The organism is Pseudomonas sp. TH15 (assembly GCF_016651105.1).
Taxonomy (GTDB): Bacteria; Pseudomonadota; Gammaproteobacteria; order Pseudomonadales; family Pseudomonadaceae; genus Aquipseudomonas.
Genome location: NZ_JAEKEL010000001.1, coordinates 3,984,429 through 3,997,942, shown reverse-complemented (window position 1 = coordinate 3,997,942; position 13,514 = coordinate 3,984,429). Strand labels below are relative to the sequence as shown.

Annotated in this window: 12 protein-coding genes and 1 pseudogene; 8 read left to right on the top strand and 5 right to left on the bottom strand. The window is 59.1% G+C overall.

Annotated elements, in window-relative coordinates:
* Window positions 1–94: 94 nt before the first annotated feature.
* From JFT87_RS17880 to JFT87_RS17865, 4 genes are all read left to right on the top strand, one after another.
* Complete coding sequence (locus tag JFT87_RS17880; RefSeq protein WP_201203308.1) at window positions 95–277, top strand: DUF6026 family protein; 183 nt, start codon at window positions 95–97, stop codon at window positions 275–277.
* Window positions 278–472: 195 nt separating this feature from the next.
* Window positions 473–2,221 carry a phosphoethanolamine transferase CptA gene (locus JFT87_RS17875; protein WP_201203307.1) on the top strand — a complete coding sequence of 583 codons (1,749 nt, stop codon included), beginning with the start codon at window positions 473–475 and terminating at the stop codon, window positions 2,219–2,221.
* 146 nt (window positions 2,222–2,367) lie between these two features.
* On the top strand, window positions 2,368–4,614 hold the full coding sequence (locus JFT87_RS17870) for a TonB-dependent siderophore receptor (RefSeq protein WP_201203306.1): 2,247 nt from the start codon (window positions 2,368–2,370) through the stop codon (window positions 4,612–4,614).
* A 172-nt stretch (window positions 4,615–4,786) separates the two neighbouring features.
* Window positions 4,787–4,996, top strand: a complete 210-nt coding sequence (locus JFT87_RS17865) for a hypothetical protein (protein ID WP_201203305.1) — start codon at window positions 4,787–4,789, stop codon at window positions 4,994–4,996.
* A 96-nt stretch (window positions 4,997–5,092) separates the two neighbouring features.
* On the opposite strand, the gene JFT87_RS17860 is transcribed toward JFT87_RS17865, so the two are convergent.
* The 5 genes from JFT87_RS17860 to JFT87_RS17840 all read right to left on the bottom strand — a co-directional run bounded on the left by JFT87_RS17860 (window position 5,093) and on the right by JFT87_RS17840 (window position 9,651).
* Window positions 5,093–5,584 carry a GNAT family N-acetyltransferase gene (locus tag JFT87_RS17860; protein WP_201203303.1) on the bottom strand — a complete coding sequence of 164 codons (492 nt, stop codon included), beginning with the start codon at window positions 5,582–5,584 and terminating at the stop codon, window positions 5,093–5,095.
* A 159-nt stretch (window positions 5,585–5,743) separates the two neighbouring features.
* The gene (locus JFT87_RS17855) at window positions 5,744–6,325 is read right to left on the bottom strand and encodes a DinB family protein (RefSeq protein ID WP_201203301.1); all 582 of its coding nucleotides are present in this window, start codon (window positions 6,323–6,325) and stop codon (window positions 5,744–5,746) included.
* An 18-nt stretch (window positions 6,326–6,343) separates the two neighbouring features.
* Window positions 6,344–7,483, bottom strand: a complete 1,140-nt coding sequence (gene zapE / locus JFT87_RS17850; protein WP_201203299.1) for a cell division protein ZapE — start codon at window positions 7,481–7,483, stop codon at window positions 6,344–6,346.
* A 103-nt stretch (window positions 7,484–7,586) separates the two neighbouring features.
* The gene (gene speB / locus JFT87_RS17845; protein ID WP_201203297.1) at window positions 7,587–8,546 is read right to left on the bottom strand and encodes an agmatinase; all 960 of its coding nucleotides are present in this window, start codon (window positions 8,544–8,546) and stop codon (window positions 7,587–7,589) included.
* 13 nt (window positions 8,547–8,559) lie between these two features.
* The gene (locus tag JFT87_RS17840) at window positions 8,560–9,651 is read right to left on the bottom strand and encodes a polyamine ABC transporter substrate-binding protein (RefSeq protein ID WP_201203288.1); all 1,092 of its coding nucleotides are present in this window, start codon (window positions 9,649–9,651) and stop codon (window positions 8,560–8,562) included.
* A gap of 101 nt (window positions 9,652–9,752) precedes the next feature.
* On the opposite strand from JFT87_RS17840, the gene JFT87_RS17835 reads away from it, so the two are divergent.
* The 4 genes and pseudogenes from JFT87_RS17835 (at window position 9,753) to JFT87_RS17820 (ending at window position 13,412) form a co-directional block, all read left to right on the top strand.
* A complete protein-coding gene (locus tag JFT87_RS17835; RefSeq protein WP_201203286.1) occupies window positions 9,753–10,652 on the top strand; it encodes a LysR family transcriptional regulator in 900 nt (299 codons plus the stop codon).
* A gap of 215 nt (window positions 10,653–10,867) precedes the next feature.
* Window positions 10,868–12,334 (top strand): nucleobase:cation symporter-2 family protein, encoded by a 1,467-nt coding sequence (locus tag JFT87_RS17830; protein ID WP_201203284.1) that lies wholly within the window; start codon window positions 10,868–10,870, stop codon window positions 12,332–12,334.
* A gap of 66 nt (window positions 12,335–12,400) precedes the next feature.
* Window positions 12,401–12,874, top strand: a complete 474-nt coding sequence (locus tag JFT87_RS17825; protein WP_201203282.1) for an LEA type 2 family protein — start codon at window positions 12,401–12,403, stop codon at window positions 12,872–12,874.
* Between the two features lie 53 nt (window positions 12,875–12,927).
* Window positions 12,928–13,412 (top strand): annotated as a pseudogene (locus JFT87_RS17820) (GNAT family N-acetyltransferase).
* Window positions 13,413–13,514 lie beyond the last annotated feature (102 nt).

Below are 13,514 nucleotides of genomic sequence, written 5' to 3'. Positions count from 1 at the left end.
GGGCAAAAGAAACCAAAATCGGCGCCGATAGTGAGGGTGTCGTCCAGATGAACGACGCAATCACAGTTGATGCAGGCCATTTGCGAGGTGAGCAATGGACACAATCGTTACCGCACGTCCCCCACAAACTCTCTACGTGACTATTCGTCGTGATGAACTACGCCAATTGAAAGATGAGCGTGACCAACTCAAGCAGGAGCTGGCGCAGTTGCGCGCGTTGACTCAGGGCGCTCAGCCCAAACCTCTGCCGGTGGTCATGCGCAACCCGCACGCCTGACCCCGCCTGATCGGGAACGGCGCCCGTCGTTCCCTACATGATTCACCTCTGACGGTCATCTGCAACTAACAAAGTTTTCACATCCCCTTGGTGATACTCCGGCGCATTCTGGCCGGACGTTCGCGTGCGGCCTCCGTTCGTCGGTTCCATGGAAGCTTTCCGGCGGTGGTTGCAACGACTGAGCTGGAGTGCTGAATGGCATTGCTCAAACGCAGCAAAACGTCTGCGAAAGGTTTCGATTGGGCCGGGTTTATCTGGCTATTTGTATTCTTCTGGTATTTCTCCGGCATCACCCAGCTGCTGATTCAGTTGACTGGCACTTCCGGTTTCAGCGGATTTCGCCAGGCATTCGTAATGAGTGCCGTGTGGCTGGCGCCGATGCTGTTGTTCCCCAATCGCACCCGCCTTCTGGCAGCGCTGATCGGCGTCGTGCTGTGGGCTTGTTCGATGGCCAGCCTGGGCTACTTCTTCATCTATCAGCAGGAATTCTCCCAGAGCGTCATCTTCATCATGTTCGAGTCGAACATCTCTGAAGCTGGCGAATACATGACCCAGTACTTTGCCTGGTGGATGGTGCTGGCCTTCCTGGCGCACACCGCGTTCGCCTACTTCCTGTGGACCCGCTTGCGTCCGGTGTACATGCCACGCTGGCAGGCATTTGTCGCCGCGACCGCGATTCTGGTGGCCGTGGTCGGTTATCCGCTTGTCAAACAGACCGCCCGCACTGGCAGCTTTGCCGGCGGCTTCGAGAAATTCGAAACCCGGATCGAGCCAGCCGTGCCTTGGCAGATGGCCGTGGCTTATCACCGCTACCTCGACACTCTGGCCGGCATGCAAGACATGCTCGACAGTGCGAGCAAGATCGCGCCGCTGAAAAACCTCAAGAACACCATGTCCGATCAGCCGTCGACCCTGGTTTTGGTCATCGGCGAGTCCACCAACCGTCAGCGCATGAGCCTGTACGGCTACAACCGGGACACCACCCCGGAACTGGACAAGCTCAAGGATCAACTGGCGATCTTCAATAACGTCATCACTCCACGCCCGTACACCATCGAGGCGCTGCAGCAGGTGTTGACCTTCGCCGACGAAGAGAACCCGGACCTGTACCTGACGACGCCGTCGCTGGTCAGCATGATGAAACAGGCGGGTTACAAAACCTTCTGGATCACCAACCAGCAGACCATGACCAAGCGCAACACCATGCTCACGACGTTCTCCGAACAGGCCGACGAGCAGGTATACCTGAACAACAACCGTAACCAGAACGCCGCCCAGTACGATGGCGACGTGATCGAGCCGTTCAACAAGGCGCTGGGCGATCCGGCGGCACACAAGTTGATCGTCGTGCACCTGCTCGGTACGCACATGAGCTACCAGTACCGTTACCCGCCGACCTTCGACAAGTTCAAGGACCGCACCGGTGTTCCGGCTGGCGTAACCGACGACGAAGTACCGACCTACAACAGCTATGACAACGCGGTGCTGTACAACGACTTCGTGGTGTCGAGCCTGATCAAGGACTATTCCAAGAAAGATCCGAACGGCTTCCTGTTGTACCTCTCCGACCACGGCGAAGACGTCTTCGACTCGGCGGGCCACAACACGCTTGGCCGTAACGAAAACAAGCCGACAGCGCCGATGTACACGATTCCGTTCATGGCCTATGCCTCGCCGAAATGGCGTGAAACCCACGACTGGAGCTTTGCCGCTGACTTGAGCCGCCCTTACAGCAGCTCGCAGTTGATACACACCTGGGCCGATCTGGCGGGCCTGAGCTTCGATGAACTGGACCGCAGCAAAAGCCTGGTCAGCGACAGCTTCAAGCCGCGACCGTTGTTGATCGGCAACCCTTACGAGCGTGAACAGCGAGCGTTGATCGACTTCAGCCTGATGAAGCCGAAGAAGCCCGACGCTCCCCCAGCGGATGTCGCACAAAAGTAACAACAGAAAGGGGCCGAAACGGCCCCTTTTTCTGGCCTTGGAAATATCCTTAAATAATAATATTTCTCGTTTGATACTAAATCGCGACTCCCCTCTTCGTCTTTGAACCAAAGGATATTTCCCTCGAAGACAAGGAGTCGGCTGCGATGTTCGCGCCTATCACCCGTTCCATTTCCCTCACCCTCGGCCTGTGCGGTGCCGCATTCAGCGCCGATCTGTTGGCAGAAAACGACGTTGACACTCAGTCCGAGCCTGCCGCGCCGGCGCTGGAACTGGCTTCCACCAGCGTCACCGCCGAAGGCTTGGGCACCACCACTGAAAACACTGATTCTTATACGACCGGCGCGATGAGCACGGCGACGCGGTTGAACCTGTCGATCAAGGAAACCCCGCAATCGGTGTCCGTGGTCACTCGTCAGCAAATGGATGATTTCAAACTCGGTACATTGTCCGAGGCCATGCGTCAGACCACCGGGGTCGTTGTGCAGCACCTCGATTCGGACCGCGTGAACTATTCGTCACGCGGTTATTCGATCAACAACTTCCAGATCGACGGGATGCTCAACACCTTCGACCGGATGAAGACCGACGCCGACACCATCATCTATGACCGCATTGAAGTGGTGCGCGGCGCCACGGGCCTGACCACCGGCGCGGGCGATCCTTCTGCAACCATCAACATGGTGCGCAAGCGGCCGACTGCACAATTGCAGGCGCTGGCCGGGGTCAGCGGCGGCAGCTATGACGATTACTACAGCTACGTCGATGTCGGCGGCCCGCTGGCGTTCGATGGCCGTCTGCGCGGGCGTACGGTATTGGCGTATCGCGACAGCCAATCGATACGCGACAAATACGCCCTGCAACGCGAGGTCGGCTACGGCATTCTCGAAGCTGACCTGACCGAGTCCACCGTACTTGCCGTCGGTTATGACTATCAGGATAAACAGGTCCAAGGCAGTTCCTGGGGCACCGTGCCTTACTGGAATGCCGATGGCAGCAAGGCCGGTCTCGGGCGCTCGACCAACATGGCGACCTCGTGGAGTTCCTGGCCGCTGCGCGACAAAACCGCCTTCGCCACCCTCGACCAACAACTGGCGGGAGGCTGGAAACTCCGGGCGGCATACACCCATCGCAAAAGTGACTCCGACGGCAAAACCTATTACGGCGGTGGAGGCTTTCCCGAGGCCGACCGCAGCGGCATGACCGCCTACATGGGCCACATGATCGGCGACCAGAGCATGAACGCCTATGACTTCAATGTCTCCGGGCCCTATTCGCTGCTCGGTCGTGAACACGAATTGATGTTCGGTTATGGCGAAGCCGAGCGTCGGGCCGACTCTCCCTACACCATAGACGGCCCGCGAGCGGCGGATTACGAGAGTATTCGTGACTGGAAATACATGGGGGACATTGCCAGGTTTTCCGACACCGTCACCGGCCTGAGCGGCTCCAAAAGCAAGACGCGGCAGAAGGCCGGGTATCTGGCGACCCGCCTGAGTTTCACGGACGAATTGCATGCCGTCCTCGGCAGCCGTTACGGCAGTTGGGAAGATTCCAGCCGCGACAGCTATTACGACGATCAGTTGAAATTGAGCAGCGTCGACGCCACCAGCCAGCGCCATAACGACATCTGGACACCTTACGCTGGCCTGCTCTATGACCTGACGCCGGAATACACCGCCTACGTCAGCTACACCGACATTTTCAAACCGCAAAGCAATCGCGACAGCAGCCGCAATTACCTCGATCCGGTGGTTGGCAGCAATTACGAACTGGGACTCAAGGGCAGCCTGCTGGAAGAACGCCTGAATCTGTCGACGGCAGTGTTCTGGAGCAAACAGGACAACGTTGCCGAAGTCGACGATTCGGTCGCGCCGGATCCGGTCACCGGCGAGGAGTTCTACAAAAGCGGCGGCAAGGGCAACAAGGTCAATGGCTTTGAAGCCGAAGTCTCCGGCGAGATCCTCCATGGCTGGAACATGACCGCCGGTTACACCTACACCCATTCAGTGAATGGCGACAAGGAGCGCACCAACACCAACCAACCGCTGAACATGCTGCGTTTGTCCACGGCGTATCGCTTGCCAGGCAACTGGAATGCCTTGACGGTTGGCGGCGCAGTAAATTGGCAGAGCGACGTTTATGGCAATTCCAACCGCCCGGTCGGGCGTGGTGCCAATGGCCGGATCATCACCGAGCGTACGCGAATCAACCAGGACGCTTACACCGTGGTCAATCTGATGTCGCGTTATGAATTCGACAAGCACCTGTCAGCATCGCTGAACGTCAATAACCTGTTCGACAAGAAGTATTACGACAACGTCGGTTTCTACAACGGCGTGTACTGGGGTGACCCGCGCACGGTGACCTTGAGCCTGGACTGGAAGATCTGATCTCTGCCCTGCCACCACGATCAATTGTGGTGAGGGGCATTACCCCCTCACCACAGGTGTGTCCGCGACGCATTTTGTTGCGTTAACCCCGAGTTAATTCACGTCCTACAGACTTTGTTTCGAGTTCAGCTTCATGGATGAACGGCTCCGACGTTTTTCAGTAGGAGGCACCATGAAAATCACTACCGCAATCCTTGCCGGTCTATTCACCCTTGGCTCTGCCAGCGTTTTTGCCGAAGGCGGCGCTGAGCGCATGCATTATTACTACGACAACTTCCCGGTCCACCATGCGCAAAGCGCACAGACCGACGAGGCCAAAGCAAAGGAAATTCGCGTCCCCGCCGACCAGACGGCGCAAGTGACGGAGTCCTATCGAAACTGAGTTTTCTTGAGCAACCGATGAACCTCCCATGGCTCAGCTCTGGCCTGGGAGCTGACACTTGGGCGTCCTGATGGACGCCCTTTTTTTGCCTGGGATTTACAGCGCCTTGATCCAGAACAACATGCGGCCATGGGCCGGGTCGAACATGCCGGCGGCAAAACCAAACTTGGCATAGGACGCCTGGGCCACGTCATTGCCTTCCAGGACTTCGAGGGTGATCTTGCAGCAACCGCGCTGACGGGCGATCTCTTCGACCTTTTGCAGCATCTTCTGGCTCAGGCCCAAGCCGCGAAACTTCGACACCACCGCCACATCATGGACGTTGACCAATGGCCGGCAGGCAAAGGTCGAAAAGCCTTCAAAGCAATTCACCAGCCCCGCCGGTTCGCCGCCGACGAATGCCAACACACTGAACGCATAAGGCCGTCGGGCCAGTTCTTCCGGCAAGCGCTGCAGCAGCTCGGGAGCGATCGGATGGCCGCCGCCCATGGGGTCTTCGGCATAGTGATTGAGCACGACACCGATGGCCTCGGCGTGCAGCGGATTGGTGTAACTGGCTTGAAGCACAAGAATTTCTGCGGAATCCATTTCCATCCCCGAACACACTAGCGCCCCGGCGCGCAAAGTGCGTGCTGAAAGGCGCTTCGACCTTAGCGCGAGGCGCTACGCCAGACAACCCGGTTCCAGCAAAAGATCCAAATCCCCCTGTAGACGCTGCCGCAGGCTGCGATCTGTTGATCCTCAACCTCAGCGCCCCCAGATCAACTCTTCAGTCCAGCCAAGTTCAGCGAAATCCTGCGCACGCAATCCGGCCTCGCCCGCACAGAAAAACTCATCCAGTTGCGGTGGTTTGACGGCAGTCCCGCTGAGCATCGCGTGAACCTGTCCGCGATGATGGATCTGGTGTTCGAACAAATGCGACAGCATGCGCAAACGGCTGTCGTTTTGCGGCGTTTCACGAGCGATGGTCACCAGCCGCCCGAGGTCGGCGTCACGCAATTGCTCGCAATAAGCGATCAGCCGATTGTCGACGTGGGCTTGCTCACGCTTGAGGTCGGCAGCCGCCGTGAACGGCTGATCGTCTTTGAAAAACACGTAGCAGTCGTGATGCGGATCATCTGCGCGTCGTTCGCGCTCAAGGGCATCCACATAGAACCAGTCGCAGGTCAGGATGTGATTGAGGGTCGCGACGATACTCGGGAAAAAACTGACGCGTGGCGCCGCCAGTTCCACCGCGCTCAACTGCCCCCAGGCCTTGGCCAGTCGATGGTTGGCCCAGGCGTTTTGGTAGGCCATGGTCAGCAAATGGTGAGACAAAGGCTGATTCATCGTCGCTCCTCCTAGATCTCAAGCGTCGGCAAAGCGTTGCAGCTGCATTTCCTGTAGTCGGCTGAGGGTGCGGCGGAACGGGAATTCCAGATAACCCTCGGTGTACAACGCATCCATCGGCACTTGGGCTTCAAGGTACAGCGGCACCTTGCGGTCATAGCATTCGTCGACCAGCGCGATGAAACGCCGCACACCGTCGTCGTGCACCGATAACTGCGGCAAATCGCGATCACCGGCCACCACCCGTTCCACGCCATCCTCAGTGCCCCGGGCGATGCGCCCTTCGCGCTTCTGCGCGCTGAGGTTGGGCACCTCACTCAACAGAATAGCGCGATAGCGGTCGCATAAAGCGATGAAGTCCATGGCGGCAAACGGTTGCTCGCAAAGATCGGCATAGCGGCACCACAACACTGATTCGCTCGCTTGCACCACGTTCAACACACGATGTCCGACCGACACCGGCTGATCACTGGCGGATTGCCCCGCAGCGAGCGTTTTGAATACTTCGTCCAGCGCGCTGTTTGAACCCGGCACAGCGACAAAATAGCGCTGCAGCCCTGCGCCCGGATGCAGGCGATGATCTTCGGTACCGTTCACCGGCACCACCTGCATGTGCGCCTTGATCGCGGCGATCGCCGGCACAAACCGATCACGGTTGAAGCCATCGGCATACAAATCGTCCGGCGGCAGGTTTGAGGTGCAGACCACCACCACGCCTTCGTCGAACATCACTTGAAACAACCGCCCCAGAATGATCGCGTCGCCAATGTCATTGACGAACAGTTCGTCGAAGCACAACACCCGCACTTCAGCGGCAAGCTCTTTGGCCAGCGCGCGTAGCGGATCGGCAATGCCGCTCAACTGGAACGAGCGCTGATGGACCCAGCCCATGAAGTGATGAAAATGCTGACGCCGGGCTGGCACGCGCAGGCTCTGATAGAACTGGTCCATCAACCAGGTCTTGCCGCGCCCGACCGGGCCCCACAAGTAAACGCCGGTAACGGCACGGGCCCCGGCGTGCAGGGCTTCGTGGCATTTTTGCAGCGCCCAGACGGCGTGCTCCTGAGCTTCATCCTGGATGAAGCCCTTGTGTTCGATGGCGTGCTGCCAAGCGCTGAGGGGGAGTCGAAAGTCATGCGCGGCAGTATGCCACGGCAATCTTGCGGATAAACATACACCCCCTGTACCTGATCGCTTCGACGCTCTGCGTGGGAACGATCAGATGGCAGCCTGCGACAACGCCTGCAGGGGTTTGGGTGTTTCAGCGGTCGACTTTGTGTTTAGCCGCATACAGGCACAGCATTTCCATCGCCAAGGTCGCTGCCGCCAGTGAGGTAATGTCCGCGCTGTCGTAGGCCGGGGCCACTTCCACCACGTCCATGCCCACCAGATTGATCCCGCGCAAACCGCCGAGAATCTCCAGCGCCTGCACCGTGCTTAAGCCGCCGCACACCGGAGTTCCGGTGCCCGGAGCGAACGCCGGATCGAGGCAGTCGATATCGAACGTCAGGTACACCGGGTTATCACCGACCCGTGCCCGAATCGCCTCGACAATCGCCTCGCAACCCTGGCGATGCACTTGCCTTGCGTCCAGCACTTGAAAGCCCATGTGATCGTCGTTGGTGGTGCGTAAACCGATCTGCACCGAGCGCGACGGATCCACCAGTCCCTCTTTGGCCGCGTGCCAGAACATCGTGCCGTGATCGACACGTTTGCCCTCCTCGTCCGGCCAGGTGTCGCTGTGGGCGTCGAAGTGGATCAGCGACAACGCTCCATGTTTGCGGGCATGGGCCTTGAGCAGCGGATAGGTGATGAAGTGGTCACCACCAAACGTGAGCATCGCGCTGCCAGCGTTCAAAATGTGTTCGGCGTGGGCTTCGATGCTTTCCGGCACCGATTGCGGCGTGCCGTAGTCGAAGTCGCAGTCGCCGTAATCAACCACCGCCAAGTGATCAAACGGGTCGAACGTCCACGGCCAGTGGCGCTCCCAGGCAATCCCGGTGGACGCGGCACGAATGCCGCGCGGTCCGAAACGTGCGCCGGGGCGGTTGCTGGTGGCGGTGTCGAACGGCACACCGCTGACCGCGACGTCGACCCCGCGCAAGTCGCGACTGTAGCGACGGCGCATGAAACTGGTGATACCGGCGTAGGTGCTTTCGGCGGCAGTCCCGTAAAGACTGTCGCGGGTCATGGCCTGGTCGTTTTGCACAGGGACATCCATGGTGAGTTCCTTATTATTGGCGGCTACGGAAAGTGGTCCACATGCGGGTACGCTGGCGCATGTCTTTGAGGTTCATGCTTTGGTCTGCGTACAAGCGGTCGCGCACATCGGCGGGAGGATAAATGTCCGGGTTGGTGCGCACCGCCTCATCCACAAGCGGTGTTGCGGCCTGGTTGGCGTTGGCAAAAAACAGGGTGTTGGTGACCCCGGCAACGGATTCGGGACGCAACATAAACTCGACAAACGCCTGCGCCGCTTCAGGGTGTGGCGCGTCCTTGGGAATCGCCAGATTGTCCTGCCAGACCAGCGTGCCGTCCTTGGGAATGCGGTAAGTCACCTCGTATGGCTTGTTGGCCTTTTGCGCCTGGTCAGCGGCGATGCTGGCGTCACCGTTGTAGGCCAACGCCAGGCAAATGCTGCCGTTGGCCAAATCGCTGATCTGCCGGCCGGTGGCGACGTACAGCACATTGGGCTGAAGCTGATGCAATAACGCCTCGGCGGCGGTCAGGTCGGCCTTGTCGCTGCTGTAGGGGTTTTTACCAAGATAGTGCAGCGCCAAGCCGATCACTTCCTGAGGCGAGTCGATAATCGCGATGCCGCAATCTTTCAGCTTGCTGGCATATTCAGGTTTGAACAGCAGGTCCAGGCTGTTGAGCGGCACATCCGGCAGACGCTTCTTTACCGCCTCGACATTCAGCCCCAACCCCAAAGTGCCCCAGGTATACGGCACGCCAAAGCGGTTGCCAGGGTCGGTGCCGGCAGCTTTTTTCAGCAAATCCGGGTCGAGGTTGGCGTGGCCCTTCAAACTGTCGAGAGGAATCGGCTTCAACGCATTGGCGGCAATCCCGCGCGCCATCAAGCTGGAAGATGGCACCACCACGTCATAGCCGCTGCCACCGGTCAGCAGCTTGGTTTCCAGGACTTCGGAGCTGTCGAAGGTGTCGTAACGCACCTGGATGCCGGTTTCCTTCTCGAACTGCTTGATGGCCTCGGGGGCAAAGTAATCCTGCCAACTGTAGAGGTTGAGAATCTTTTCCTCGGCCTGGGCCGACACAGCGACAGCGAGTAACAACGCGGGGCAACACAGCTTGAAGAGAGGAGCCATGACAAACACCTGACCTGTTGGAGTGGTTGCAGCGTGCGCCGTCGGATACATTGGTGAAATATCAAGTTTATTAACCTGACATTATCCCGGAGTAATGTGTGATGCTCGGTCAACTGCACGATCTGGACCTGCAACTGCTGCGCCTTTTTGTCAGCGTGGTCGAATGCGGCGGTTTCAGTGCGGCCCAGGGTGAACTGGGCTTGAGCCAGTCGAGCATCAGCCAGCAAATGGCCAAACTCGAAACCCGGCTCGGCTATCGGCTGTGCAGTCGCGGCAAGGGCGGCTTCAAAATCACGCCCAAAGGTGAGCAACTGCTGATTGCGACCCGTGGATTGTTTGAGTCCATCGAAGCCTTCCGTCATCAATCCAACGGCGTCGCCGGGCGCTTGATCGGCGAGGTGCGACTGGGGCTGTCCGAAGCCCTCGATCAATCGGTGCTGCAACGAGTAGCGGACGCGATCCGGCGGTTTCGCGAGCGGGATGAGTCGGTTCGGATCGAGCTGATCAGCGCCATGCCCGGCGAAATGGAGCGTTTAATGCTGCAACAGCGGTTGGACCTGGCGATCGGCTATTTCTCACAGGTGCAAAGCGCTTTTGACTACCGTGAGTTGTTCAGCGAGACACAGCATTTGTATTGCGCGCCCGGCCATCCGTTGTTCAGCAATGAGACGCCGGATGATGAAGCACTTCAGTCCAGCGACCGGGTGGATCATCCTTATCGGTTTCTACGCAGTGATGAGCCGTTTCAAGGCAAGTTGTGTTCGGCGCGCTCGGAACAGGTTGAAGGCACCCTTGCCTTTATTCTTTCTGGCAAACACGTTGGTTACTTGCCCAGCCACTTTGCCCGGAGCTGGGAAGACAAGGGACTGCTGCGGGCCGTGAGGGTTGGGGAAATGAGTTTCGATGTCGGGTTTCATCTGGCTCGGCATCGGGCGCAGGTCGCGGGGGATGCGCAAAAAGCCTTTGAAGAAGACTTATTGGCCGCATTCACCCCTCTGTAGGAGCTGCCGCAGGCTGCGATCTTTTGATTGTGCTTTTCAAGGTCAAAAGATCGCAGCCTCGTTTCACTCGACAGCTCCTACGCGGGCGTTTGCCGATGGCGCCCAATAAAACCTGACCTTTCAGGCAATTTTATTGCGTTGCCCTCGCCGCACTCTTCCGGCATCCTGCGCCTCCATTTTCTGACCCGGCCCCGCCTCACGGCGCGCAAAACACCATGACCGCCTCTGAAAAAGTCCCGCGCAACAACGACCTCATCTACGGCCTCAACGACCGCCCGCACCTGACCGCCACGGTCTTCGCCGCCCTGCAACACGTACTCGCGAGTTTCGTCGGGATCATCACCCCGACCCTGATCATGGGCGGCGCGCTAGGTCTGCAAAGCGAGATCCCGTACCTGATCAGCATGGCGCTGTTCGTCTCCGGGCTGGGCACCTTCGTTCAGGCGCGGCGGTTCGGCCCGGTGGGTTCCGGTTTGCTGTGCCTGCAAGGCACCAGTTTTTCGTTTATCAGCGTGATCCTCAGCGCCGGTTTCATGGTCAAGGCCCGGGGTGGCGGCACCGATGAGATCCTTTCGACGATCTTCGGCGTGTGCTTTTTCGCGGCATTCATCGAAGTGGTGTTGAGCCAGTTCATCGGCAAACTGCGGATGCTGATCACCCCGGTGGTCACCGGCACCATCATCACGCTCATGGGCCTGTCGCTGATCAAGGTCGCCATGACCGACATCGCCGGCGGCTTCGGCGTGGCGGACCTCGGTGCCAGTCACCATTTGGCCCTGGCGGCGCTGGTGCTCGGGACCATCGTGGTGTTGAACCGGGTCGATGTGCCGTTCCTGCGCCTCGGCGCCATCGTCATCGGCCTGACTCTCGGCTACGTCGTCGCGTGGCTGATGGGCGATGTCGATTTCGCCAGCCTGCCCGCCGTGCCGCTGGTGAGCGTACCGGTGCCGTTCAAGTACGGTTTCAACTTCGATTGGGTCGCGTTTGTGCCGGTGGCGGTGATTTTCCTGGTGTCACCGCTGGAAGCCGCCGGTGACCTGACGGCCAACTCGATGATTTCCCGGGAACCGGTCAAAGGCCCGATCTACATTCGCCGGATCAAGTCCGGCCTGCTCGCCGACGGTCTCAACTCGGCCATGGCCGCAGTGTTCAACAGCATGCCGATGGTGACCTTCGCCCAGAACAACGGCGTGATCCAGCTCACCGGCGTGGCCAGCCGTTATGTCGCCTTCTTCATCGCTGGGCTGCTGGTGCTGTTGGGGTTGTTCCCGATGATCGGCGCGGTGCTGCAACTGATGCCCAAACCGGTGCTCGGTGGTGCGGAATTGGTGATGTTCGGGACCGTGGCGGTGGCCGGGATCAAGATCCTCGCCGAAGCCGGCCTGCATCGCCGCAACATGCTGATCGTCTCGATTTCCCTCGGCATGGGCCTGGGCATCGCCGCCGTGCCGCAAGTGTTGCGCGAATTGCCGCAGGCCCTGCACAACATCTTCGAATCGCCGATTACCGTCGGTGCACTGTGCGCGATCATCCTCAACGTGTTCTTGCCCGAGGAATTCATGGAGCTTGAGGAAGACGATTTCGACCCGGAAGCGTCGATCCTGCAAGTCATGGAAAACCCGGACATGCCGGCCAAAGGTGAACCTGCCTCGGCGGCAGCTGTCGCACAGTTGAACCGCTAACGTCTGGCCTTGGCAAAAAGGGCTGAGCCGGCAACGGTTCAGCCCTTTTTCGTTGAGAGACCGTTTATGCGCCGTGTCCATGCCGTCATCCTGTCGCTGCTTCTGCTGTCCCTCAGCGCCTGCGCGCTGTTCCCCAACCGTGATCCGGTGAACATCAATGTGGTCGGCCTCGAACCGTTGCCGAGCCAGGACCTGGAAGTGCGCTTCGCCATCAAGTTGCGCGTGCAAAACCCCAATGAAACCGCGATCGACTACAACGGCATTGCTTTGGATCTGGAGGTCAACGGCCATTCGCTGGCGTCGGGCGTGAGCGACCAGAGCGGTTCGATTCCTCGCTTTTCCGAAACCATCGTCAGCGTACCCGTCAGCATTTCCGCGTTCTCGGTACTGCGCCAGACCCTTGGCCTCAGCCAGACACAAACCCTCGACAACCTGCCTTACGTGTTGCGCGGCAAACTCGCGGGCGGTGTGTTCGGCACCATGCGTTTTGTCGACAGTGGCAAGCTCAGTTTGCCCAAGGCCAGTGCCGCGACCTGGTAAAAATGCGTTAGCCTCCCACGTCTATCAAAGACACTCAGGGAGGCTGCAGGTTTATGGAAGACACACCGACGTTGTACACCGAACGGCTGATCCTGCGCCCGCTGGAACTGGCCGATGCTGACGCCGTGCAGCAACAGTTTGCCCATTGGGAAGTGGTGCGTTATCTCAATGCCGCCGTGCCTTGGCCGTACCCTGATGACGGCGCCCTCAGCTACCTGCGTGACGTTGCGTTGCCGGCGATATCGGCTGGCAAAGAGTGGCATTGGTCGATTCGCTTGAAGTCGGCGCCCGAGCAGTTGATCGGCAACATCAGCCTGATGGATCAGCCTGACAACAACCGTGGTTTCTGGCTGGCGCCCGCATGGCAGAGTCAAGGATTGATGACCGAAGCGTGTGCCGCGGTGACCGATTACTGGTTCAAGAGCCTTGATCGCCCGCTGATGCGCGTCCCGAAAGCCGCGCCGAACATCGGCTCACGCAAACTCTCCCCCGCGACCTCTGGGAAATCACCCGCGAAGAATGGCTGCAAAACCACTAATCCTCAGGTAGGAGCTGCCGAAGGCTGCGATCTTTTGATCTTGTTTATAAAAGACAGATCAAAGGATCGCAGCCTTTGGCAGCTCCTACAGGGGATTTTCGG